This window comes from Streptomyces sp. NPDC001717, from assembly GCF_042892775.1.
In the GTDB taxonomy this organism is placed as follows: Bacteria; Actinomycetota; Actinomycetes; order Streptomycetales; family Streptomycetaceae; genus Streptomyces.
This window is the reverse complement of the sequence record NZ_JBIAUK010000001.1, coordinates 358156-380874: the sequence shown is the minus strand read 5'-3', so window position 1 is coordinate 380874 and position 22719 is coordinate 358156. Positions and strand designations below refer to the sequence as shown.

Below are 22719 nucleotides of genomic sequence, written 5' to 3'. Positions count from 1 at the left end.
CCTGGAATGCGACATATCTGTCATATATACGCCTAGTCTGACATTGCGCCGGCTCCCTGCGTGGCCTCCTCGTCCACACGGCTTGCGCGCGCATCAGCCTCGTGTCAGGGAAGGGACGGCACCCCCATGCCCGCAGACCTCGCCGTCATCGGACTCGGCCACCTCGGCCTCCCCCTCGCCCAGGCGGCCGTGGCCGCCGGAATCGAGACCGTCGGCTACGACAGCGGTCCGGTCACGGACTCCACCCTCACAGCCGCCGAGATCCGCCGCATGTCGGCGGCGGGGTTCCGGGTCACCACCAATCCCGCCGAGCTCGGCCGGGTCCGCACCGCCGTCATCTGCGCCCCCACCCACCTCGGCGCCGACCGCGCCCTCGACCTCTCGGCCGTCGGCGAGGCGGGTCGCGCGCTCGCCGCCCGGCTGCGCCCGCACACCACGGTCATCCTCGAATCCGCCGTCCACCCGGGCGTCACCGAGGAGTACCTCCGGCCCATCCTCGAAGAGGGCTCCGGACTCCGGGCCGGCCGGGACTTCCACCTGGCCTACTCCCCCAGCCGGCTCGACCCCGGCAACCGCACCCACGGCATCTCCAACACGCCGAAGGTCATCGGCGGCCTCACCCCCGCCTGCACCGAATCCGCCCACGCCTTCTACGCCCGCCTCGCGGAGAAGGTGGTCCGCGCCCGCGGCCTGCGCGAGGCCGAGACCGTACAACTCCTCGAAACGAACTACCGGCACGTCAACATCGCCCTGATGAACGAGATGGCGGTGCTCTGCCACGACCTCGGCGTCGACCTGTGGGACGTCATCCGCTGCGCCGAGACCAAGCCGTACGGGTTCCAGGCGTTCCGCCCCGGCCCCGGCGTCGGCGGCCACGGCGTCCCCCTCGACCCCAACTACCTCCCCCACACCACCCGCACCCCGGGCCACCCCCTGCGCATGGTCGGCCTGGCGCAGGAGATCAACAACCGCATGCCGCAATACGTCATCCAGCGCTCCGCCACCCTGCTGAACGAGCACGGGAAGTCCGCGCGCGGCGCCCGCGTCCTGCTCCTGGGTGTCACCTACAAGCCCGACCTCGCCGACCAGGAGGGCTCCCCCGCCCGCGAGATCGCCAGCCGCCTCCTCGACCTGGGCGCGCTGATCAGCTACCACGACCCGTACATCGCGGGCTGGCGGGTGCGGGACCAGCCGGTGCCCCGTGCCGAATCGTTGTACGAGGCCGCCGCCAACGCCGATCTGACGATCCTGCTCCAGCACCACCGCACCTACGACCTGCAAGGCCTCGCGGTGAAGGCCCAGTTGCTGCTGGACACCCGCGGCGCCAGCCCGGCGGGCGCCGCACACCGGCTGTGAGTGCCCGGAAAATCCCCCTCACGGATGTCGTAAGCGACTGCTAGCCTGCGGCGTCACTTCTTTATCTCGCACATACGTCCCCCAGGACACGTGTGCCCACGATTCCCTGGGGGGGATCTCCGCATGAGCCAGAACTTCCAGCCGCCGGCGCCCGACTCCTTCACCGAGGCCCCCGCCCCGGCCCCGGCCCGCTCGGGCAACATCGGCGTCGGCATCGCCGCCGCCGTCGTCGCGGCCCTGGTCTCGGCCGTCGCGTACGGCTACATCATGAACGCCATCGACCGCGAGGTCGGCTACGCCGCGGCCGGCGTCGGCCTGCTCGTCGGCCTCGCCGCCGGCAAGCTCGGCGGCCGCAACCCGATCCTCCCGGTGATCGCCGTCCTGCTGTCGGTCGGCGCCGTCTACCTCGGCCAGCTCACCTTCATCGCGCTCGCGCTCGCCGACTACGGCCACGTCGGCGTGGGCGAGGTCATCAGCAAGGCCGGCGTCGGCGGGCTGAACGACATCTGGAAGGAGAGCGTGGACGTGATGTCCTTCGTCTTCTTCGGCATCGGCGGCTTCGTCGCCTTCGGTTCGGCCAAGAAGGTCTCCGACTGACGTCGGCCACCGGCTGACGCCGCACACGCCGGAGGGCCGGCACCCACTCGGGGTGCCGGCCCTCCGGCGTACGTACGGAAGAACGATCAGCGACTGTGCTGCGAGTCCGCGACCGTGACCTCGACCCGCTGGAACTCCTTGAGCTCGCTGTAGCCGGTGGTGGCCATCGAGCGGCGCAGCGCGCCGAAGATGTTCATCGAGCCGTCCGGGGTGTGCGACGGGCCCGTGAGGATCTCCTCGGTGGTGCCGACCGTGCCGAGGTCGACCTTCTTGCCGCGCGGCACGTCCTCGTGGACGGCCTCCATGCCCCAGTGGTTGCCCTTGCCGGGCGCGTCGGTGGCGCGGGCCAGCGGGGATCCCATCATCACGGCGTCGGCGCCGCAGGCGACGGCCTTCGGGATGTCGCCCGACCAGCCCACGCCGCCGTCGGCGATGACGTGCACGTAGCGGCCGCCGGACTCGTCCATGTAGTCGCGGCGGGCCGCGGCCACGTCCGCGACGGCGGTCGCCATCGGGACCTGGATGCCGAGCACGTTGCGCGTGGTGTGCGCCGCGCCGCCGCCGAAGCCGACCAGCACGCCCGCGGCGCCGGTGCGCATCAGGTGCAGGGCCGCCGTGTAGGTGGCGCAGCCGCCCACGATGACCGGGACGTCGAGCTCGTAGATGAACTGCTTCAGGTTCAGCGGCTCGGCGGCGCCGGAGACGTGCTCGGCGGAGACCGTGGTGCCGCGGATGACGAAGATGTCCACGCCCGCGTCGACGACGGCCTTGGAGAACTCGGCGGTGCGCTGCGGCGAGAGCGCCGCGGCGGTGACGACGCCCGAGTCACGGACCTCCTTGATCCGCGCGCGGATCAGGTCGGCCTGGATCGGGGCGGAGTAGATCTCCTGGAGGCGGCGGTTGGCCGTCGCCTCGTCCAGCTCCGCGATCTCGTCGAGCAGCGGCTGCGGGTCCTCGTACCGGGTCCACAGGCCTTCGAGGTTGAGCACACCCAGGCCGCCGAGCTCGCCGATGCGGATCGCGGTCTGCGGGGAGACGACCGAGTCCATGGGGGCGGCCAGGAAGGGGAGCTCGAAGCGGTACGCGTCGATCTGCCAGGCGATCGAGACCTCCTTCGGGTCCCGGGTACGCCGGCTCGGGACGATGGCGATGTCGTCGAACGCGTACGCCCTGCGGCCGCGCTTGCCGCGCCCGATCTCGATCTCAGTCACGTGTGGTGGCCTTTCCTCTGGGTCTGCCCGTCCAGTATCCCCGAACCCCGGGGGCCCGCGTTCCGGTGACCGCTGTACGGACGGCCCCGCTGCTCCGAACGACGTCCGGGCACGCCGAAGGGGCGGGCCCGGACGGGCCCGCCCCTTCGGTGGTGTCGCGATCAGCCCTTGCGGCTGTAGTTGGGAGCCTCGACCGTCATCTGGATGTCGTGCGGGTGGCTCTCCTTGAGGCCCGCCGAGGTGATCCGGACGAAGCGGCCCCGCTCCTGGAGCTCGGGGACCGTGCGGCCGCCGACGTAGAACATCGACTGGCGCAGGCCGCCGACGAGCTGGTGCACGACCGCGGCGAGCGGGCCGCGGTACGGGACCTGGCCTTCGATGCCCTCGGGGATCAGCTTGTCGTCGCCGCCCACGTTCTCCTGGAAGTAGCGGTCCTTGGAGAAGGAGCGCTGCTCGCCGCGGGACTGCATGGCGCCGAGCGAGCCCATGCCGCGGTACGACTTGAACTGCTTGCCGTTGATGAAGAGCAGCTCGCCCGGGGACTCCTCGCAGCCCGCGAGCAGCGAGCCGAGCATCACCGTGTCGGCGCCCGCGACCAGGGCCTTCGCGATGTCGCCGGAGTACTGCAGGCCGCCGTCGCCGATGACCGGGACGCCCGCGGCCTTGGCGGCCAGCGAGGCCTCGTAGATCGCGGTGACCTGCGGGACGCCGATGCCGGCGACGACGCGGGTGGTGCAGATCGAGCCGGGGCCGACGCCCACCTTGATGCCGTCGACACCCGAGTCGATCAGCGACTGCGCGCCGTCGCGGGTGGCGACGTTGCCGCCGATGACGTCGACGGAGGAGTTCGACTTGATCTTGGCGACCATGTCGCCGACCAGGCGGGAGTGGCCGTGCGCGGTGTCGACGACGATGAAGTCGGCGCCCGCCTCGATCAGGGCCTGCGCGCGCTCGTAGGCGTCACCGGCGACGCCGACCGCGGCGCCGACGAGCAGCCGGCCGTCCTTGTCCTTGGCGGCGTTCGGGTACTTCTCCGCCTTGACGAAGTCCTTGACCGTGATGAGGCCCTTGAGGATGCCCGCCTCGTCGACCAGCGGCAGCTTCTCGATCTTGTGGCGGCGCAGCAGCTCCATGGCGTCCACGCCGGAGATGCCGACCTTGCCCGTGACCAGCGGCATCGGGGTCATGACCTCGCGCACCTGGCGGCTGCGGTCCGACTCGAAGGCCATGTCGCGGTTGGTGACGATGCCCAGCAGCTTGCCCGCCGGGTCGGTGACCGGGACGCCGGAGATGCGGAACTTCGCGCAGAGCTCGTCGGCCTCGCGCAGGGTCGCGTCCGGGTGCACCGTGATGGGGTCGGTGACCATGCCGGACTCGGAGCGCTTGACCAGGTCGACCTGGTTGGCCTGGTCGGCGATGGAGAGGTTGCGGTGCAGGACGCCGACGCCGCCCTGGCGGGCCATCGCGATGGCCATCCGGGACTCGGTGACCTTGTCCATGGCCGCGGACAGCAGCGGAACGTTCACTCGCACGTTGCGCGAGATGAGGGAGGAGGTGTCGATCGCATCGGGCGACATGTCCGACGCGCCCGGCAGCAGCAGCACGTCGTCGTAGGTCAGTCCGAGCGTGGCGAATTTGTCGGGCACTCCGTCGGCGGTCATGACACCTTCCCAAATGGTCTTGCTCAGCGCGGATGTCCATGCTAACGGGATCCCGCCGCGTCTCATTCCACGATGAAGATCGATGGCCATTTTCGTAGGTTGATACAAGTTTCGCAGCGGGTTTTTACTGCTCCGCGAGCGCACGGAGCCGGCTGAGCGCCCGGTGCTGGGCCACCCGCACCGCACCGGGGGACATTCCGAGCATCTGCCCGGTCTCCTCCGCGGTCAGCCCGACGGCCACGCGCAGCACGAGCAGCTCGCGCTGGTTCTCCGGCAGGTTCGCCAGGAGCTTCTTGGCCCAGGCGGCGTCGCTGCTCAGCAGCGCCCGCTCCTCCGGCCCCAGCGAGTCGTCGGGGCGCTCCGGCATCTCGTCGGACGGGACGGCCGTGCTGCCCGGGTGGCGCATGGCGGCCCGCTGGAGGTCGGCGACCTTGTGCGCGGCGATGGCGAAGACGAACGCCTCGAAGGGCCGCCCGGTGTCCCGGTAGCGCGGCAGCGCCATGAGGACGGCGACGCAGACCTCCTGCGCCAGGTCCTCGACGAAGTGGCGGGCGTCGCCGGGCAGCCGGGAGAGCCGGGTGCGGCAGTAGCGGATCGCGAGGGGGTGCACGAAGGCGAGCAGGTCGTGGGTGGCCTGTTCGTCGCCCTCGACCGCCCGGCGTACGAGCGCGCTGACGGCCCCGGCGCTTCCGCCCTTGGCGGCGCCGGTGGGGCCTGTGGCCGCGGGTGACCCCAGGGCCTCGTCTTCACGCATCAATCCATGGTGCCTTGGCGCCGGCGGATCCGTGGCACCGCGGCCCGTTTCATGCGTCGAAGCGTTATGAGCGGGTGCGCCTGAACTCATGCTTGCGCCCTCCCCTCCCGCTCGGCCGAATGGTCCCCGAGGACGAGGACCCCACATTTCCCAGAATGCGGCACACCCTCAAGGATGCGGCATCGCGCACGAAGCGACACGTCCCCCGGATTGTGCCCCGCCAATCCCCGGGTGCGCACCGGGTAGGCGGGGCTCACCATCGCCGGGCCGGGTCAGCGCACGAGACCCCAACGGAAACCGAGTGCGACGGCGTGTGCACGGTCCGAGGCGCCGAGCTTCTTGAAGAGACGGCGCGCGTGCGTCTTGACCGTGTCCTCGGAGAGGAAGAGCTCGCGCCCGATCTCCGCGTTGGACCGGCCGTGGCTCATGCCCTCCAGCACCTGGATCTCGCGCGCGGTGAGCGTGGGCGCGGCGCCCATCTCGGCCGAGCGGAGCCGGCGCGGGGCCAGTCGCCAGGTCGGGTCGGCGAGCGCCTGGGTGACCGTGGCCCGCAGTTCGGCGCGCGAGGCGTCCTTGTGCAGGTAGCCGCGGGCGCCGGCGGCGACCGCGAGGGCCACGCCGTCCAGGTCCTCTGCGACCGTCAGCATGATGATGCGGGCCCCGGGGTCGGCAGAGAGCAGGCGGCGGACCGTCTCCACACCGCCGAGCCCGGGCATCCGTACATCCATCAGAATCAGGTCGGAGCGGTCGGCACCCCAGCGGCGGAGGACTTCCTCGCCGTTGGCGGCCGTCGTCACACGCTCGACGCCGGGCACGGTGGCAACCGCGCGACGGAGCGCCTCTCGGGCAAGCGGGGAGTCGTCGCAGACGAGGACGGAAGTCATGACCGCCCTCCGCAGCTGCTGATGCGCGTCACCTTGAGCCTCCAGGCTGGTACGTATCGTCACCTGTGCGGTCGATGCTCTCGGACACCTGTCCGGGAACTTATTGGTTCAACCGCCTTCGCACTCTCAACGATGGTCACTCGAAAGAGTTACGGGTCGGACGGACACCTTCGGCACTCTACGTGAGGAACCGATCACGACACGGACGCCACACGTCATCCGTCCTCCATCTGGAGCTATGCCCTATTTGGCGGCTTTCCTTCCGTTTGGCACATGTCTGAGGCTAGATTCCCAATGAGTCATATTTACATCTACTCCGACAGTAGGTGTGGAGACCCTTGGAGACATGGACCGTATCCGCCTCAGTACCGGCACCAAGAGGACTACCAATGGCAGATTTCTCCCGCCTCCCCGGACCGAACGCCGACCTCTGGGACTGGCAGCTGCTCGCCGCCTGCCGCGGGGTCGACAGCTCCCTCTTCTTCCACCCGGAGGGTGAGCGGGGCGCGGCCAGGAGCGCGCGCGAGGCCTCGGCTAAAGAGGTCTGCATGAGATGCCCGGTGCGTTCGGAATGCGCCGCGCACGCACTCGCCGTCCGTGAGCCCTACGGGGTGTGGGGAGGCCTCACCGAGGACGAACGCGAGGAACTGATGGGACGCGCCAGGCACCGCCTGATCCCCGCGTCGAGTGCGATCGCACCGATCACGCCGCACTGACGGCACACGAGACGAAACGCCCGAAGGAACGTTTCCCCTCCGACGCTCAGACCCTCCGAACCCGAATCCCTCCGAACCACCGCCCGCGCCCGGGCGTGCCGGGCCTTCGGCCCGCACGTCACGCGTTCGGCCGTACGCACGCCACCGTGTGCGTACGGTCGGCGCGCGCGTGCACGCGTGGGGCGCGCGGGCAGGGTCGGTGCGCCCCCTGCGATCAGCGCGTCGCGGCCCGCTCCAGCTCGGCCAGCGTCGCGGCCACGGCCGGCACCCGCGCCAGGTCGGGCAGGGTCAGCGCCACGACCTCCCGCTCCACGGCGGGCTCCACGGCCACGGTGCTCACGCCCTTGGCCCGTACGGACTCCACCGCGAGCTCGGGCAGCACCGCGACGCCCAGCCCGGCGCCGACCAGGCCGACCACCGCCGGGTAGTCGTCGGTGGCGAAGTCGATGCGCGGGGTGAAGCCCGCACCCTCGCACACCTCCACCAGATGGCGGCGGCAGCGCGGACAGCCCGCGATCCAGGGCTCGTCGGCCAGCTCGGCCATGCCCACCCGCTCGGCTCCGGCCAGCCGGTGCCCCTCGGGAACCAGCCCGACGAGCCGATCGGTCAGCAGCGGCCGCACCACGAGGTCCTCCCACTCGGCGGCCGACCCGGCGGACCCCCCGTACCGGAACGCCAGCGCCAGATCGCAGTCGCCCTCGCGCAGCATCTCCACCGAGCGCGGGGGCTCGGCCTCGACCAGGGAGATGCGGGTGCCCGGGTGCTCGGCGCGCATCGCCGCGAGCGCGGTCGGCACCAGGGTCGAGCTGCCGCTGGGGAAGGAGACGAGGCGGACCCGCCCCGCGCGCAGCCCGGCGATCGCCGCGACCTCCTCCTCGGCCGCCGTCAGCCCGGCCAGGATCCCCGCGGCGTGCCGGACCAGGGCCTCACCGGCCTGGGTCAGCCGCATCTCGCGGCCCGTGCGGATGAGCAGCGGGGTGCCGGCCGACTGCTCCAGCGCTTTCATCTGCTGGGAGACGGCCGGCTGGGTGCAGCCCAGTTCGCGGGCGGCGGCGGAGAAGGAACCGGTCCCGGCGACAGCGCGCAGAACCCGGAGATGACGTGCCTCTATCACCCTTCGAGCATAAGCCCCGCTTTGACCATCGCGCGAATATCCCAGTGACGCTTTGGGCCTGCGCGGCTAGCGTGTGCGCATGGGCCCCTCTCATCTCATCTCCGTGAACCTCGGCCGCGCGACGGCCGTCGACTACACCGATGCCGAAGGCGGGGTGACGGGCCACGGCAAGCGCCCCGTCCCCGGGCCGGTCCGCGTCTTCGCCCCCGGCCCCAGGGCCACGGGCCTCGGGAGCGGCGTGGAGGGCGACGCCGTCTGCGACCGGCGCCACCACGGCGGCGACCACCAGGCCGTGTACGCGTACGCCCGCGAGGACCTCGACTGGTGGGAGGGCGAACTGGGCCGCGAACTGCCCGGCGGGATCTTCGGCGAGAACTTCACCACCTCCGGCATCGACGTGAACGGGGCCCTGATCGGCGACCGCTGGCGGGTCGGCCCGGACCTCGTGCTGGAAGTGGCCTCGGCCCGCATCCCGTGCCGGACCTTCCAGGGGGTCCTCGGCGAGCGGGCCTGGGTCAGGCGGTTCACCCAGGGGATGCGGCCGGGCGCGTACCTGCGCGTGATCGAGGGGGGCCACGTCTCCCCCGGCGACCCGGTCGAGATCGTCCACCGCCCCGACCACGACGTGACGGTCTCGCTCTGGTTCCGCGCCTTCACCACCGAGCGGGACCTGATGCCGCGCACCCTGGCGGCCGGCGCCGCGATGGAGCCCGAGGCCCACGAGAGGGTGCGCCTGCACATCGAGAAGTACGGAACGTCCAACGGGGCGCGGTAGCGCCCTCACCCGGGGCCGCTAGGTTGCGCCTATGACGACTGCGTTGATTACGGGATCCACGGCGGGCATCGGCGCCGCCTTCGCCAGGCGGCTCGCCGCCCAGGGGCACAACCTGGTGCTGGTGGCACGCGACACCAAGCGGCTCGGCGAGCAGGCCACCGAACTCCACGACCGGCACGGCATCGAGGCCGAGGTGCTCACCGCCGACCTCTCCACGGAGGAGGGCATCAAGGCCGTCGAGGAGCGACTCGCCGACCGCAAGCACCCGGTCGACCTGCTGGTCAACAACGCGGGTTTCGGCAACAAGGGCCGCTACCTCGAAGTCTCCATGGCCGACGAACTGACGATGCTGAAGGTGCACGTCGAGGCCGTGCTGCGGCTGACTTCGGCGGCGGGCGAATCCATGCGTTCGCGCGGCCGCGGCGGCGTGATCAACGTGGCCTCGGTCGCCGCCTTCGTGCCGCGCGGCACCTACGGGGCGAGCAAGGCGTGGGTCGTGCAGTTCACCCAGGGCGCGGCGAAGGACCTGGCGGGATCCGGGGTGCGGCTGATGGCGCTGTGCCCGGGATTCGTCCGGACCGAGTTCCACCAGCGGGCCGGCATGGGCACCGACAACATCCCCAACTGGATGTGGCTCGACGCCGACAAGCTGGTGGCCGCGGCCCTGGCCGACCTGGCCCGGGGCAAGACGGTCTCCATCCCGGACCCCCGCTACAAGGCGCTGATGGGCGTGGTGAAGATGACCCCGCGCGGGCTGCTGGGCGGGGTGTCCTCGCGCACGGGACGCAAGTACGGGCCCCAGTGATAAACCGGGCCAAATGGGTGGATTCTTCCTAAACTGGATGTGCCCCATCCAGCCCGGGAGAGATCATGACCAGATTCGTACAGATAGTCGATTACGAGACGAAGCAGCCCGAGGCCCTGAACGCCCTCCTCGACAGGTACGTCGCCCAGGGCCAGGGGAAGCGCACGCTGACTCACACCATGCTGGGCAAGGACCGCGAGTCCGAGAACCACTATGTCGACGTGGTCGAGTTCCCTTCGTACGAAGAGGCCATGAAGAACTCGAACCTCCCGGAGACGGACCGGATGTTCAAGGAGATGGTGGCCCTCTGCGACGGCATGCCGACCTTCACCAACCTCGACGTCATCCGCGACGAGCACCTCAACACCATGATGGTGAACCGGATGTTCGACGACATCGCGATGAAGGGCGACATGGGCGCCATCGACGAGATCTTCGCCGAGGACTACATGGACCACGACGTCATGAAGGGCATGGAACCGGAGATCGGCCGCGACGCGATCCGCAAGGACGTGACGGGATGGCGCGACGCCTTCGACTTCACGTTCACGAAGAAGGCGCAGCTCGCCCAGGACGACTGCGTCACCACCGTGTGGACGTGGACGGGCACCCAGAAGGCCGACTTCATGGGCGTCGCCAACACCGGCAAGACCTGTTCGATGGACGGCACCACCACCTTCCGCTGCGAGGACGGCATGATCAAGGAGGGTTTCTGGCACTACGACGCCATGTCCCTCATGCGGCAGCTGGGAGTGATGGAGTAACACGAAGCGGCCGGGAAACGGGAAAAGGGAAAGGCCCCCACCGCACTCGCGTGCGGCAGGGGCCTTTTCCGTTCGCCCGTTCGGCCGGTCAGCCATTCAGCCGATCAGGCTTGGGGGCGTCGCCCGTGGAGGCGTCGCCCGTCGAGGCGCTCGGCCTCAGTGGCTGTGGCCGTGACCGTGGCCGTGACCGGCCTCGGCCTCTTCCTCCGCCGGCTTCTCGACGACCAGGGTCTCGGTCGTGAGCAGCAGGGAGGCGATGGAAGCGGCGTTCTCCAGCGCGGAGCGGGTGACCTTGACCGGGTCGATGACGCCGGCCTTGACCAGGTCGCCGTACTCGCCGGAAGCGGCGTTGAAGCCCTGGCCCTTGTCGAGCTCGGCGACCTTCGAGGTGATGACGTAACCCTCGAGACCGGCGTTCTCGGCAATCCAGCGCAGCGGCTCGACGGCGGCGCGGCGGACGACCGCGACACCCGTGCCCTCGTCGCCGGACAGGCCCAGGTTGTCCTCCAGCACCTTCACGGCGTGGACGAGCGCGGAGCCACCGCCGGAGACGATGCCCTCCTCGACCGCGGCGCGGGTCGCCGAGATGGCGTCCTCGAGGCGGTGCTTCTTCTCCTTGAGCTCCACCTCGGTGGCGGCGCCGACCTTGATGACGCAGACGCCGCCGGCGAGCTTCGCCAGGCGCTCCTGCAGCTTCTCGCGGTCCCAGTCCGAGTCGGTGGACTCGATCTCGGCCTTGATCTGGTTGACGCGGCCGAGGACCTCGTCGGAGGAGCCGGCACCGTCGACGATGGTGGTGTCGTCCTTGGAGATGGTCACGCGGCGGGCGGAGCCCAGCACGTCCAGACCGGCTTGGTCGAGCTTGAGGCCGACCTCCTCGGCGATGACGGTGGCACCGGTGAGGGTGGCCATGTCCTGGAGCATCGCCTTGCGGCGGTCACCGAAGCCGGGGGCCTTGACGGCCACGGCGTTGAAGGTGCCACGGATCTTGTTGACGACGAGGGTGGAGAGCGCCTCGCCCTCGACGTCCTCGGCGATGATCAGCAGCGGCTTGGAGCCACCCGCCTGGATGACCTTCTCCAGCAGCGGCAGCAGGTCCTGGATGGACGAGATCTTGCCCTGGTTGATCAGGATGTACGGGTCGTCGAGGACGGCCTCCATACGCTCCTGGTCGGAGACCATGTACGGCGAGAGGTAGCCCTTGTCGAAGGCCATGCCCTCGGTGAACTCCAGCTCCAGGCCGAAGGTGTTGGACTCCTCGACGGTGATGACACCGTCCTTGCCGACCTTGTCCATCGCCTCGGCGATGAGCTCGCCGACCTGCTGGTCCTGCGCGGAGAGCGCGGCGACGGCAGCGATGTCGGACTTGTCCTCGATCGGGCGGGCGGTCGCGAGGAGCTCCTCGGACACGGCCTTGACCGCGGCGTCGATGCCCTTCTTCAGGGCGGCCGGGGAAGCGCCGGCGGCGACGTTGCGCAGACCCTCGCGGACCAGCGCCTGGGCCAGCACGGTGGCGGTGGTGGTGCCGTCACCCGCGATGTCGTTGGTCTTGGTCGCCACCTCCTTCACGAGCTGGGCGCCCAGGTTCTCGTACGGGTCGTCCAGCTCGACCTCACGAGCGATGGTGACACCGTCGTTGGTGATGGTGGGCGCGCCGAACTTCTTGTCGATGACGACGTTGCGGCCCTTGGGGCCGATCGTCACCTTGACCGTGTCGGCAAGCTTGTTGACGCCGCGCTCGAGGGCGCGACGGGCGTCCTCGTCGAACTTCAGGATCTTCGCCATGGGAGCGGTTCAGCCCTCTCGAAAACTCGGGTTTAACGAACTGCGCCCCTCGCCGCCCGGCAATCAGCGGGGTGACCAGGGGCGCAGCTCAAAGCAGTACTGGTGAAGCGAATTACTTCTCGACGATCGCGAGCACGTCGCGAGCCGAGAGGACGAGGTACTCCTCGCCGCTGTACTTCACTTCGGTGCCGCCGTACTTGCTGTACAGCACGATGTCGCCGACGTTGACGTCCAGCGGGAGACGCTGGCCGTCCTCGAAGCGACCCGGGCCCACGGCGAGGACGACGCCCTCCTGGGGCTTCTCCTTCGCGGTGTCCGGGATGACCAGGCCGGAGGCCGTGGTCTGCTCGGCGTCGAGCGGCTGGACCACGATGCGGTCCTCAAGCGGCTTGATGGCAACCTTGGAGCTGGCGGTCGTCACGATCCGACCTCCCCCTTCGGAGATCCGGGGTTAACTGTCTGAGGTGGCGACCAGGTCGATCCGTCGTCGCGGGTGCCGGACCTGCCTGTCGCTGTGTTGGCACTCACCCGGGGCGAGTGCCAGGTGCGAGACTATTCCGGCGATTAGCACTCGGTCAAGCGGAGTGCCAATTCTCGCCGTACGGCGTTGCGCGATCCCGCCTCCCGAACCGCGAAAACGCGGGCGTACGCACGTTCGGGATCACTACGCTCGCACCATGACCAGGACCAGCGCGGGCGGTTCGCGCATGCCGTGGCGGTGGTGGTTGCGGCGGTCGATCCCGATCACCGTCTGCCTCGCGGTCGGGGTCTACTTCCTGTCGAGCGCCGCGCCCCGGCTGGCGATCCAGCTGACCGGGGTGGAGGGCGCGTTCCGCGCGGAGCACTGCCGGGACGCCCCGTACCAGGCGGGCGAGCGGGCCCTGACCTGCGCGGGGAGCTTCACGGCGACCGACGGCTCGTTCACGCTGGCCGCGGTCGAGGTCGACACCGCGTTCGAGGTGCCGCCGACCGGCCCGGTGGCGGTGACCGTCAGCGGCCCGGCGGCGGACACGGCCGTACGGCGCGACCCCCTGGTCTGGCTCGGCCCGGGCACCGCGGGCGCCCTCGCCCTGATCCACCCGACCCGAACGGCGGCGGCGGCGCTGAGCCGCAGAAGGCGCCCGACCCGCACCCAACAACCATCGGCGCCCACATCCAGCCCCCTCGACACCTGAGGCGAACCCGGCCCCGCCGGCGTTTGAGGCGAATCCGGCCCCGCCGGCGTTCGAGGCGCGGGGTCCGGGGCGGAGCCCCAGGAGTTCGGGCGCAGCCCCTGTACGGAACCGCACACCTCCCGCGAGACTGCGGGACATGACGACCCGGCCGACACACCCGGCACGCCCGGCGCGCAAGCCGATGCACTGGGGCGCCGACCTCGCCCTGGCCCTGCTCACGGCCCTGGCCCTGGGCGCGGCCCTCCTCATCGCCCTCTTCTACGTCACCGTCGAGGAGTTCGGCCTGCTCGAACGCACCGACAGCGCCGCCGGCCAGTGGCAGGGCCTCCCCCTCACCGCCGCGACGTTCACCGTCCTCGGCATCCTGTGCTGCGTCGCCACCCTCACCGCCCTCGGCTTCCACCGCCGGCGCGCACCGCTCTCCACCGCCGTGCACGGCCTGGCTTCCGTACTGCTGCTCGGGCTGCTGCTGATGATGGCGGGCGCCTCGCACGAGACCGGCCACCCGCCGGCGACCAAGCCGGACCCGACCGCCACCGAGCCGAGCCGACAGTGCCGCAGCGGCGGGGACAGCAGCGAGTGCCTCGGCGGCTGAGGAACCACGGGCAGGACATAAACGTCATAGACGACATGAAGATAAAGCGCCTCATTGCCGATCATGTCGGACCGAAGGCTTCCGCGGCCCCGACCGCAGGTGAGGCGGTGTCACACCCATCCCACCCGTCACCCGCCTCCCCCGCACCGAAGGACGTCGGCGGCATACCGTGCGCGAGCTGATCGCGTGCTCGGGCTGAAACCCCTGACCTCGGCCGGCGCCCGCCGCCGCACCGAGGCGCTGCTCCTGCTCTTCGTCATGGCCATCGCGGTCTTCGGCCATGCCGCCGCCGGCCTCGCCATGAACGACGAGCTGCCGCCCAACCTGGCGGGCTTCACGGTCAGCCTGACCCTGCTGTCACTGGTCGGGCACCTGGGCGTGCGACGGTTCGCGGCCTACGCGGATCCGCTGATCCTCCCCCTCGCCATGCTGCTGACGGCACTGGGGTTGGTGTTCCTGCACCGTCTCGACCAGAGCTACATCGAGCGCTGGAAGGCGGAGGCGAACGCGCCCGGGCAGCTGATGTGGACGGTGGTCGGCGTCGCCGCCTGCCTCTTGGTCCTGGCGCTGCTCCGCGACCACCGCCTCCTGCAACGCTTCATCTACATCACGATGGCCGTCTCACTGGTGCTGCTGATCGCACCGGCGTTCTTCGGCGCGGACACCTACGGCGCCAAGCGCTGGATCAAACTCTTCGGCTTCTCCCTGCAGCCCGGCGAATTCGTGAAGATCATGATCGCGGTGTTCTTCGCCGGCTACCTGGTCGTCCACCGCGACTCGCTGGCCCTGACGGGCCGCAAGTTCCTCGGCGTCCGCCTGCCGCCCATGCGCCAGCTCGGCCCGATCATCACGGTGTGGATCGTCTCGATGCTGGTCCTGGTCTTCGAGCGCGACCTCGGCACCTCGCTGATCTTCTTCGGGGTCTTCGTGGTGATGCTCTACGTGGCCACCGAGCGCACGAGCTGGATCGTGTGCGGGCTGCTCATGGCGGCCGTGGGCGCCTTCGTCGTCGGGTCGACCGAACCGCACGTGAAGGCCCGAGTGGCCGCCTGGCTCAACCCGCTGTCCTACTACTGGGAGGTGCGCCCACCCGGTGTCACCTCGGACCAGTCGGCGCAGGCCCTCTTCAGCTTCGGCACGGGCGGCATCACCGGCACGGGCCTCGGCATGGGCCACCCGGATCTCATCGGGTTCGCCGGCCGCAGCGACTTCATCCTCACCACCGTCGGCGAGGAACTCGGCCTGGCCGGGGTCATGGCCGTCCTGCTCCTCTACGCGCTCCTCGTACAGCGCGGCCTGCGCATGGCCCTCGGCGCCCGCGACCCGTTCGGCAAACTCCTGGCGGTGGGCCTGGCCTCGGCCCTGGCGCTCCAGGTCTTCGTGGTGGCGGGCGGCGTCACCGGCCTGATCCCCCTCACGGGCAAGGCCCTGCCCTTCCTGGCGAAGGGCGGCTCGTCCCTGCTGGCCAACTGGATCATGATCGCCCTCCTCCTCCGCATCAGCGACAGCGCGGAACGCCAACGCGAAGCCGACGCCAGAGGCCCGGTGGAAACCACGATCACGCCGGTGGTGGTGGCGTCCTAGGGCGGGCCACCCCTACAGGTAGTCCTCCAGGCGCCCGATGCGGTAGCCCTGTTCCTGGATGCGCTGGAGCATGCGGGTCGTCATCTGGATCTCCGTCGAGCCCTTGAGCTCGGAGGGGCCTCGGAAGTGGGCCAGGATGATGTCGCCCGGTTTGAGGGCGGAGCCCTCGGCGTACTGGAAGTTGTTGATCTGCATCGAGACCTTCCACAGCACCATGGACGAGACTCCGCACTCCGAGGCGGCCCGGAGGGTGTCGTCGTTGTAGTTGCCGAAGGGCGGGCGGAAGAGCGGCGGGCGCTTGCCGAAGCGCTTCTCCAGGCGCTCCTGCTGGCCGCATATCTCGCGCTTCTGCGCCTCGTAGGAGAGGGTCCGCAGATTGGGGTGCGTCAGGGTGTGGTTGTTTATCGTGCTGCCGGAACCGTTGTCGCGGAGCTTCTCGAAGTGGCCGTAGTCCGACGCGGCCACGTTGTCCGTCAGGAACATGCTGATCGGCAGTTTGAGGTCGGCGGCCATCTTGAGGAACTCGGGGTCCTTCTCGGCGCCGTCGTCGAAGGTCAGGAAGACGGTCTTCTCGCCGGCCGGGACGGGTATTCGGTCTATGACCGGGACCTTGCCGGGGGCCGCCTTCGGTATCTGCGGCTTCTGCGCGGGCTTCGGCGCGTACTGGAGGGGTGCGGTCAGGCCCCACTTCTTGTACGCGTCGTCCGAGGCGGTGGTGCCGCCGGAGGCGCTCGGGGACGAAGGGGCTGCCGAGCCGGCGGTCCCCGTCTCCTTCGCCCCCGGCTTCTCCTCCGCCGTCTTGCGGCCGAGCCGCTCGATGGGGTCCACGCTGTCCCCGCACCCCGCAAGGGACAGCGCGAGCGCGCCGGCCGCCAGCGTCCCGGCTACGAACCGGCGCGCGTGCTTCACAGATAATCCTCCAGCCGTGCCACGGCATATCCCTTGTCCGTGACGGTCTTCATGACATGACGGATCATGTCAGGCATCGTGCCCTTCCAGTCCTCCTTACCGCGGAAGTGCGTGAGGATGATGTCACCGGGGTGCAGATCACGGTCCCACTCCCGGTAGTCCATCCGGTTGGTGAACGCCTCGGCGTTCCACAGCGGGACGGCCTTGATGCCGCAGGACTTCGCCGCCTTCAGTGTGTCCTGGTTGTAGTTGCCGTACGGCGGCCGGAAGAGGGACGGGCGCTTGCCGAACTCCTTCTGGATGGTGTCCTGCTGACCGCAGATCTCCTCGCGCTGCTTCTCGTACGAGAGCGCGGGCATGTAGCGGTGGTTGAGCGTGTGGTTGTTCAGCGTGACGCCCGCGGCCTGCATCTGCTTGAAGTACGGGTAGTTGTCGCGCACGAGGTAGTCGCTGAGGAAGGCCGTGTACGGGATCTTCAGCTCCTGCATCATCTTCAGGAACTCGGGGTCCTTCTCCGCGCCGTCGTCGATGGTCAGGAAGACGACCTTGTCCTCCGTCGGGACGGTGGTGAAGACCGGCGGAAGGTTCTCCTGGTCCTCCACCTCGAAGCCGTCGCGGGTGGTGATCTCGGGCTTCGTCTTCGGCGCCGCCGGGGCGGCGAGCGGCGGTTTGGCCAGGTGCCACTTCTTCGCCGCGGCGACGCGTGCCTGCTGGGCCGCCTTGAGCTGTTCCGCCTGCGAGACGATCGCGCCGGCCGCGCCTTCCGCGCCCTTGGCGGTCTTCTTGGCCTTCTCGGCCTTTTCCGCCTCGCCGGAGCCCGTGGAGCCGCACGCCGTCCCGAGGGCGGCGACGAGCAGGGCGGCCAGGGCCACCCCGAACCGGCCGTGCGGGATCGCCGCACGCCGGTGACCGTGTTGCGCCTTATCTTCCTTTTGTCCGACTAGCTGCATAGCTGCGCATACTGGCACCCGCGCAGCAGCCTCCCGGGAAGACACCGCGACGGCCCGGCCACCTTCCATCGAGTGGCCCATACCGGTGGCCCGGACCGGCCGTCGCCGACAATGGAGGCGTGACCCCCGAAGACTTCGCCGCCCTCCTCACCCCCGAGGGCCGCGCCCTCCTCGACTCGCTCCGCGACTACGACCCCGCCCAAGAGCTGGCCGTGGCCACCCGGCTGCGCCGCGAGCACCCCGCCGGGCTGGTCTCGGCAGCCCTCGGGCAGGCCCGGCTGCGGCAGCGCGCGGTGGCGAAGTTCGGCGCGGAGGACGCCTTCCGGATGTACTTCACCTCCGGCGGCGGCGAGATGGCCACCCGCGCCTCCGTGGCCTCGTACCGCGCACAGCGCCTGGCGGACCTCGGCGTGCGCAGCGTCGCCGACCTGTGCTGCGGCATCGGCGGGGACGCGCTCGCGCTGGCGCGGCTCGGGATCCGGGTGCTCGCCGTCGACCGCGACCCGCTGACCTGCGCCGTCGCACGGGCCAACGCCGAGGCGCTGGGGCTGGCGGACCTGATCGAGGTCCGGGAGGCCGATGTGACGGAGGTGGACACGGCCGGCTTCGACGCCGTGTTCATCGACCCGGCCCGGCGGGGCGGCCGGGGAAGGGTCTTCGACCCGGAGTCCTACTCGCCGCCGCTGTCCTGGGCCGTCGGCGCCGCCCGGGCGGCGAAGTGCGCGGCCATCAAGATCGCCCCCGGGATCCCGCACGAGGCCGTGCCCGAGGAGGCCGAGGCCGAGTGGATCTCCGACCAGGGGGACGTGAAGGAGGCCGTGCTCTGGTTCGGCACCGCGCCCGGCACGGTCCGCGCCACCCTGCTGCCCGGGCCGCGCGCGCTGCACACCGCCGATCCGCTGCCGGATCCGGAGGCGGGGCCGGTGGGCCGCTGGCTGTACGAGCCCGACGGCGCGGTGATCCGCGCCCACCTCGTCGCGGAGGTCGCCGAGCAGCTGGGCGGCCGGCTCATCGACCCGACCATCGCGTACGTGACCGCCGACGAGCTGCGCGCGACGCCGTACGCGACGGCGTACGAGATCACCGACGTGCTGCCGTTCGGCCTGAAGAAGCTGAAGGCCCTGCTGCGCGAGCGCGGGGTGGGCGTCCTGACCGTGAAGAAGCGCGGCTCGGCCATCGAGCCCGAGGAGCTGCGCAAGAAGGTCAAGCCGCAGGGGCCGAATTCGGCGACGGTGTTCCTGACGCGGGTGGCGGGCACCCCCTCGATGCTGATCGGCGCACCGGCCGTACCGCCCGTCCCGTGAGCCGCCGGGGCGGTGTCGTACCGGTGTCCTAGCCTCGGTCGTGAGACCCGTACGTCACACCGTCACCGGAAGGCAGCCATCATGGCCCCGGCTCCGCAGAAGATCACCACGTTCCTGATGTTCGAGGGCAGGGCAGAGGAGGCGATGACCTTCTACGCCTCGCTGTTCGACGACGCCGAGGTCATCGACATCAGCCGGTACGACGCCGACGGGCCGGGCGAGGCGGGCACGGTGAAGGTCGCCACGTTCGCGCTCGCCGGGCAGCGGTTCATGTGCATCGACAGCCACGTCGAGCACGGCTTCGGTTTCACGCCGGCGATGTCGCTCTTCGTGGAGTGCGAGAGCGCGGCCGAGCTCGACCGGCTCTACGCGGCCCTCGCCGAGCAGGGCTCGGAGCTGATGCCGGTGGGCTCGTACGGCTTCAGCGCCCGGTTCGGCTGGGTCAACGACCGCTTCGGCGTCTCGTGGCAGCTGAACCTGGCGTCCTGACGGCCTACCGCTTGGGCGGGAAGGTGCGCACCGCCCAGCGGTAGTGGACGACCGCCTTGGCGAGGCCCAGCAGGCCCGTGATCCACAGGATCTGACCCATGCCCATGACGTAGGCGATCTCGCCCGTGGTCGTGCGGCTCGTGCCGGACGCCGAGATCGCGACGCCGAAGGCCATCCACAGCCCGATGGCGCCCAGCGCGAACGAGGCCAGCAGCCAGACCAGGCTCTGCCCGGGCGCCCGGAGCCTGGCGTCCGCGACCGGATCGCGGTCCGATTCCACCCAGGCGTAGAGCAGTTGCCGCACCTCCCGGTCCCGCCGGACGCCCCGGACGAACCAGAACACGGCGGGGATCAGCACGCCCACGCCGAGCACGGCGTAGATGAGGCCGTTGACGTACTCGAAGAGGTCGTGGCGTTCCAGGGCCATCCAGGCCATGCCGACGAAGGTCCAGCCGAGCACGAAGACGGCCGCGACGGTCCACAGCAGCAGCAACCGCACGATGCCCAGATTGCGCCGGCTCAGGTCGTTCAGGAACCGTGCGCGGTCGGCCCGCAGGACGGCGTCGTCCAGCCAGGGGCGCAGGTGCGCGGGCGGCGGCAGGGGTGGCAGTGCGCTGCGGGGCATGCACATGACCATATCCGCAGCGCCCGCGAACCCTACGGCGTGGTCTCGACCGACTCGAAACGCCAGCGGTGGACCGCACGCGTGATCAAGTCGGCGGCGGGTTCGGGAAGTTCCGGCAGTTGGGCCGCCACTCCCTCGGGCGCCTCCCACCAGGTGATGACGAGCACCCGGTCCTGCGGGGCCCGGAACACCTCGCGGCGCACCGGCTCCCGGGCGAGGACCTGGGCGCGCGCCCACTCCAACAGCTCGTTGCCCCGGCCGTCGGCGGCCCGGGCCTCCCACATCAGGGCGACGGTGCTCACGAGTACAGGTTGTCCTTGCTCAGCTCGTGCACGTGGTCGTGGTCATGCCCGTGCGAGTGGGAGTGGGAGTGCGCGTGCCCGGCCCCCGGAACGTGCGGGTCCGTCACCGGGAGGGAGGAGTCCGCCGACAGGTCCCAGTCCGAGGCGGCCCGGTTCCGCTTGACCATCTCCGCGCCCAGCGCGGCGACCATCGCGCCGTTGTCCGTGCACAGCTTCGGCCGCGGCACCCGCAGGATGATCCCCGCGGCGTCGCACCGCTCCTGCGCGAGCGAGCGCAGCCGGGAGTTGGCCGCCACGCCGCCGCCGATCATCAGGTGGTCGACGCCCTCGTCCTTGCACGCCCGAATGGCCTTGCGCGTCAGCACGTCCACCACGGCCTCCTGGAAGGACGCCGCGACATCGCGCACCGGGACCTCCTCGCCCGCGTTCCGCTTCGCCTCGATCCAGCGGGCGACGGCCGTCTTCAGTCCGGAGAAGGAGAAGTCGTACGCCGCGTCGCGCGGCCCGGTCAGCCCGCGCGGGAAGTTGATCGCCTTCGGGTCGCCCTCCTTCGCGAGCCGGTCGATGACCGGGCCGCCGGGGAAGCCCAGCTGCAGCACGCGCGCGATCTTGTCGAAGGCCTCGCCGGCGGCGTCGTCGATGGTCGCGCCGAGCGGCCGGACGTCGGAGGTGATGTCGGGGGCCAGCAGCAGCGAGGAGTGCCCGCCGGAGACCAGCAGGGCCATGGTCGGCTCCGGCAGCGGCCCGTGCTCCAGCTGGTCCACGCAGATGTGGGAGGCGAGGTGGTTCACCCCGTAGAGCGGCTTGCCGAGTGCGTACGCGTACGCCTTGGCCGCCGAGACGCCCACCAGCAGCGCGCCGGCGAGGCCCGGGCCGGCCGTGACCGCGATGCCGTCGAGGTCGCGGGCGCTGACGCCGGCTTCCTTCAGGGCGCGCTCGATGGTGGGGACCATCGCCTCCAGGTGGGCGCGGGAGGCCACCTCGGGTACGACGCCGCCGAAGCGGGCGTGCTCGTCGACGCTCGACGCGATGGCGTCCGCGAGCAGGGTGGTGCCGCGGACGACGCCGACGCCGGTCTCGTCGCAGGACGTCTCGATGCCGAGGACGAGAGGTTCGTCAGCCATTGCTCTCACTGCTCTCAGTTCGTGCTTGTGCGGGGTCGGTCAGTCGCATGACGACAGCGTCGATGTTGCCGGGCTGGTAGTAGCCGCGCCGGAAGCCGATCGGCTCGAAGCCGAAACGCTCGTAGAGCTTCTGGGCGCGGGTGTTGTCGACCCGTACCTCCAGCAGCACCTCGGCGCACTCGAAGGCGGTGGCGGCGCGCAGCAGCTCGGTGAGGAGCCGGGCGCCGAGCCCGGTCCCCCACTGGTCGCGGGCGACGGCGATGGTCTGTACGTCGGCCAGGTCACCGGCCGCGGCCAGTCCTGCGTATCCCACGAGCCGGCCGGAGGGCTCTTCGGCGACGACGTAGCGGCGGGTGGACCGCGGGCCGCGGGCGTGGGCGAGTTCGGACCAGAACATCCCGGCGGACCAGGCGTCGTCGGGGAACAGCTCGTGCTCCAGCTCGAGCACGGGCGCGATGTCCCACCAGCGCATCTCGCGCAGCGTGTGGGAGGCCGCCGGGGTCACTGGGGTCACTGCGGGGTGACCACCTTGTAGTTCTTCGGCACCTGGGCGTCGGGCCGGCGCAGGTAGAGCGGCGTCGGGGGCAGGAACTCCTGCCCGGCCGCCAGTCGTTCCACGGCCAGCGAGGCCAGCGCGGCGGCCGACTGGTGCTCGGGTTCCCGCGCGCCGGTGAAGACGTCCGGGTACAGGAGCGCGCCCTGGCCCACCGCGGGCAGCCCGGCCACCTGGTCGGCGATGTCGGCGGGACGGTCCACCGCGGGCTCCCCGACGCGCGTGCGCGGGTCCTCGTAGCGCGCCCAGTACACCTCCTTGCGCCGCGCGTCGGTGGCGACGGCGAAGGGGCCTTCGATCCCCGCGGCCCCGGCGGCGTACGCGAGCCCGTCGAGGGTGCACAGGCCGTGCACGGGCACGCCCAGCACGGCCGCGAAGGTGGAGGCGGTGACGAGGCCGACGCGCAGGCCCGTGTAAGGGCCCGGGCCGACGCCGACGACGATGCCGGTGACGGCTTCGAGCTTCACCCCGGCCTCGGCGAGGACCTTGTCCACGGAGGGCAGCAGCAGCTCCCCGTGGCGGCGGGCGTCGACCTGGTTCGACTCGGCGAGGACGGACTCGCCGTCGTGCAGGGCGACGGTGACGGCGGGCGTGGCGGTATCTACAGCGAGCAAGAGCACGCGAACAGCCTACGACTCCCGCGGCCCCGGCCCTTGCGGCCGGTCGAACGGCGACCCGGCTGCTACC

25 protein-coding genes are annotated in these 22719 nt (G+C 70.6%); 11 read left to right on the top strand and 14 right to left on the bottom strand.

Features of this window, described 5'->3' with window-relative positions; translation table 11 throughout:
• The first annotated feature begins 126 nt into the window (after nt 1–126).
• Together ACFYZL_RS02000 and ACFYZL_RS01995 are read left to right on the top strand one after the other, a co-directional pair.
• The gene (locus ACFYZL_RS02000) at nt 127–1356 is read left to right on the top strand and encodes a nucleotide sugar dehydrogenase (protein WP_384751288.1); all 1230 of its coding nucleotides are present in this window, start codon (nt 127–129) and stop codon (nt 1354–1356) included.
• A gap of 123 nt (nt 1357–1479) precedes the next feature.
• Nucleotides 1480–1953 carry a hypothetical protein gene (locus tag ACFYZL_RS01995; RefSeq protein ID WP_388675243.1) on the top strand — a complete coding sequence of 158 codons (474 nt, stop codon included), beginning with the start codon at nt 1480–1482 and terminating at the stop codon, nt 1951–1953.
• An 86-nt stretch (nt 1954–2039) separates the two neighbouring features.
• Here the strand turns inward: ACFYZL_RS01995 and ACFYZL_RS01990 are convergent, their stop codons facing one another.
• The 4 genes from ACFYZL_RS01990 to ACFYZL_RS01975 form a co-directional block, all read right to left on the bottom strand.
• On the bottom strand, nt 2040–3164 hold the full coding sequence (locus tag ACFYZL_RS01990) for a GuaB3 family IMP dehydrogenase-related protein (protein WP_384584629.1): 1125 nt from the start codon (nt 3162–3164) through the stop codon (nt 2040–2042).
• Between the two features lie 161 nt (nt 3165–3325).
• Complete coding sequence (gene guaB / locus ACFYZL_RS01985; RefSeq protein ID WP_384751821.1) at nt 3326–4825, bottom strand: IMP dehydrogenase; 1500 nt, start codon at nt 4823–4825, stop codon at nt 3326–3328.
• Nucleotides 4826–4949: 124 nt separating this feature from the next.
• Complete coding sequence (locus ACFYZL_RS01980) at nt 4950–5579, bottom strand: sigma-70 family RNA polymerase sigma factor (protein WP_384751824.1); 630 nt, start codon at nt 5577–5579, stop codon at nt 4950–4952.
• A gap of 272 nt (nt 5580–5851) precedes the next feature.
• Complete coding sequence (locus tag ACFYZL_RS01975) at nt 5852–6463, bottom strand: response regulator transcription factor (protein WP_003948568.1); 612 nt, start codon at nt 6461–6463, stop codon at nt 5852–5854.
• Between the two features lie 389 nt (nt 6464–6852).
• Here ACFYZL_RS01975 and ACFYZL_RS01970 point away from each other — a divergent pair, with 389 nt between their 5' ends.
• Nucleotides 6853–7179, top strand: coding sequence for a WhiB family transcriptional regulator (locus ACFYZL_RS01970; RefSeq protein ID WP_376661599.1), 327 nt, complete (start codon nt 6853–6855; stop codon nt 7177–7179).
• A 214-nt stretch (nt 7180–7393) separates the two neighbouring features.
• Here ACFYZL_RS01970 and ACFYZL_RS01965 read toward each other — a convergent pair whose 3' ends face one another.
• A complete protein-coding gene (locus ACFYZL_RS01965; RefSeq protein ID WP_384751827.1) occupies nt 7394–8293 on the bottom strand; it encodes a LysR family transcriptional regulator in 900 nt (299 codons plus the stop codon).
• 79 nt (nt 8294–8372) lie between these two features.
• Here ACFYZL_RS01965 and ACFYZL_RS01960 point away from each other — a divergent pair, with 79 nt between their 5' ends.
• The 3 genes from ACFYZL_RS01960 to ACFYZL_RS01950 all read left to right on the top strand — a co-directional run bounded on the left by ACFYZL_RS01960 (nt 8373) and on the right by ACFYZL_RS01950 (nt 10637).
• A complete protein-coding gene (locus tag ACFYZL_RS01960; protein WP_388675237.1) occupies nt 8373–9068 on the top strand; it encodes an MOSC domain-containing protein in 696 nt (231 codons plus the stop codon).
• Between the two features lie 31 nt (nt 9069–9099).
• Nucleotides 9100–9873: an SDR family NAD(P)-dependent oxidoreductase gene (locus tag ACFYZL_RS01955; RefSeq protein ID WP_384751833.1), complete on the top strand. Its 774-nt coding sequence runs from the start codon at nt 9100–9102 to the stop codon at nt 9871–9873.
• A gap of 65 nt (nt 9874–9938) precedes the next feature.
• Complete coding sequence (locus ACFYZL_RS01950) at nt 9939–10637, top strand: ester cyclase (protein WP_384751837.1); 699 nt, start codon at nt 9939–9941, stop codon at nt 10635–10637.
• A 156-nt stretch (nt 10638–10793) separates the two neighbouring features.
• On the opposite strand, the gene groL is transcribed toward ACFYZL_RS01950, so the two are convergent.
• Nucleotides 10794–12422, bottom strand: a complete 1629-nt coding sequence (groL, locus tag ACFYZL_RS01945) for a chaperonin GroEL (protein WP_376661595.1) — start codon at nt 12420–12422, stop codon at nt 10794–10796.
• 112 nt (nt 12423–12534) lie between these two features.
• Nucleotides 12535–12843, bottom strand: a complete 309-nt coding sequence (gene groES / locus ACFYZL_RS01940) for a co-chaperone GroES (protein WP_007265952.1) — start codon at nt 12841–12843, stop codon at nt 12535–12537.
• A gap of 256 nt (nt 12844–13099) precedes the next feature.
• On the opposite strand from groES, the gene ACFYZL_RS01935 reads away from it, so the two are divergent.
• From ACFYZL_RS01935 to ACFYZL_RS01925, 3 genes are all read left to right on the top strand, one after another.
• A complete protein-coding gene (locus tag ACFYZL_RS01935) occupies nt 13100–13597 on the top strand; it encodes a hypothetical protein (RefSeq protein ID WP_388675233.1) in 498 nt (165 codons plus the stop codon).
• A gap of 136 nt (nt 13598–13733) precedes the next feature.
• Entirely contained in the window at nt 13734–14192 is a 459-nt protein-coding gene (locus tag ACFYZL_RS01930; RefSeq protein WP_388675230.1) for a DUF6234 family protein, read from the top strand.
• Between the two features lie 186 nt (nt 14193–14378).
• Nucleotides 14379–15776: an FtsW/RodA/SpoVE family cell cycle protein gene (locus ACFYZL_RS01925; protein ID WP_384751846.1), complete on the top strand. Its 1398-nt coding sequence runs from the start codon at nt 14379–14381 to the stop codon at nt 15774–15776.
• Between the two features lie 12 nt (nt 15777–15788).
• Here the strand turns inward: ACFYZL_RS01925 and ACFYZL_RS01920 are convergent, their stop codons facing one another.
• Both ACFYZL_RS01920 and ACFYZL_RS01915 read right to left on the bottom strand, forming a co-directional pair.
• Complete coding sequence (locus tag ACFYZL_RS01920) at nt 15789–16685, bottom strand: polysaccharide deacetylase family protein (protein WP_384751849.1); 897 nt, start codon at nt 16683–16685, stop codon at nt 15789–15791.
• Nucleotides 16682–17557, bottom strand: coding sequence for a polysaccharide deacetylase family protein (locus tag ACFYZL_RS01915; protein WP_384751852.1), 876 nt, complete (start codon nt 17555–17557; stop codon nt 16682–16684). The genes ACFYZL_RS01920 and ACFYZL_RS01915 overlap by 4 nt, the downstream gene beginning before the upstream one ends.
• Before the next feature lie 197 nt (nt 17558–17754).
• Between ACFYZL_RS01915 and ACFYZL_RS01910 the strand changes: the two genes are divergently transcribed.
• Nucleotides 17755–18939, top strand: coding sequence for a methyltransferase domain-containing protein (locus ACFYZL_RS01910; RefSeq protein WP_388675225.1), 1185 nt, complete (start codon nt 17755–17757; stop codon nt 18937–18939).
• Between the two features lie 81 nt (nt 18940–19020).
• The gene (locus ACFYZL_RS01905) at nt 19021–19428 is read left to right on the top strand and encodes a VOC family protein (protein ID WP_384751858.1); all 408 of its coding nucleotides are present in this window, start codon (nt 19021–19023) and stop codon (nt 19426–19428) included.
• 4 nt (nt 19429–19432) lie between these two features.
• Here the strand turns inward: ACFYZL_RS01905 and ACFYZL_RS01900 are convergent, their stop codons facing one another.
• Genes ACFYZL_RS01900 through tsaB form a run of 5 tightly spaced genes read right to left on the bottom strand, consistent with a single transcriptional unit; the run spans nt 19433 to nt 22652 of the window.
• Nucleotides 19433–20053, bottom strand: a complete 621-nt coding sequence (locus ACFYZL_RS01900) for a hypothetical protein (protein WP_384751860.1) — start codon at nt 20051–20053, stop codon at nt 19433–19435.
• Nucleotides 20054–20085: 32 nt separating this feature from the next.
• Complete coding sequence (locus tag ACFYZL_RS01895) at nt 20086–20355, bottom strand: hypothetical protein (RefSeq protein ID WP_376660874.1); 270 nt, start codon at nt 20353–20355, stop codon at nt 20086–20088.
• Nucleotides 20352–21479 (bottom strand): tRNA (adenosine(37)-N6)-threonylcarbamoyltransferase complex transferase subunit TsaD, encoded by a 1128-nt coding sequence (gene tsaD / locus ACFYZL_RS01890; RefSeq protein ID WP_384751862.1) that lies wholly within the window; start codon nt 21477–21479, stop codon nt 20352–20354. Before tsaD ends, ACFYZL_RS01895 begins: the two co-directional genes overlap by 4 nt.
• A complete protein-coding gene (gene rimI, locus ACFYZL_RS01885; RefSeq protein ID WP_384751880.1) occupies nt 21472–21951 on the bottom strand; it encodes a ribosomal protein S18-alanine N-acetyltransferase in 480 nt (159 codons plus the stop codon). The genes tsaD and rimI overlap by 8 nt, the downstream gene beginning before the upstream one ends.
• A 38-nt stretch (nt 21952–21989) precedes the next feature.
• Nucleotides 21990–22652 (bottom strand): tRNA (adenosine(37)-N6)-threonylcarbamoyltransferase complex dimerization subunit type 1 TsaB, encoded by a 663-nt coding sequence (gene tsaB / locus ACFYZL_RS01880; RefSeq protein ID WP_384751865.1) that lies wholly within the window; start codon nt 22650–22652, stop codon nt 21990–21992.
• Nucleotides 22653–22719 lie beyond the last annotated feature (67 nt).